The following is a 433-nucleotide window of genomic DNA, read 5'->3' as shown; positions in this document are numbered from 1 at the left end:
TGGGTGTAGGCCTGGGTGTTCAGGTCGATGTAGCGCTGGTACTCGGCTTCCTGGCGCTCGTACTCGGCCTGGAAGCCTGCGCGTAGGGGCTCGTGGTAGCGCTCCTCGAGCCGGGCGACGCCGTCCCGAGCGCGCCGTTCGACCTCGCGCTGGCGCTCGACCTGCGGGTCGACGAACACCGGCGGGCCATCGCCGCTGTGGGGCTCGAAGGACGGGGTCTGCTGCTCGGCCCAGGGCCATTGCATGGCGCGCAGGGTCAGCAGGATCTGCGAGGTCTGCAGCTGATAGGCGCGCAGCGGGTCCTCGCGCCATTGCTGGCGCCGGGCGATCCAGTTGAGGCGCTGGTGGTTGTACTCCTGGACCAGGCCGACGGTGTCGTCGAGCACCAGGGCGAGCACGCCGTGTTCGAGCTGGTGGCGGGCAATGGCGTTGA

Annotated in this window: 1 pseudogene; it reads right to left on the bottom strand. The window is 69.7% G+C overall.

The features are described 5' to 3' along the window. Nucleotides 1-433: pseudogene (locus LU671_RS29350) on the bottom strand (T6SS effector BTH_I2691 family protein); the annotation flags it as partial.

It is taken from the genome of Pseudomonas sp. NMI760_13, assembly GCF_021283245.1.
In the GTDB taxonomy this organism is placed as follows: domain Bacteria; phylum Pseudomonadota; class Gammaproteobacteria; order Pseudomonadales; family Pseudomonadaceae; genus Aquipseudomonas; species Aquipseudomonas peradeniyensis.
This window is presented reverse-complemented; position numbering and strand designations above follow the sequence as displayed.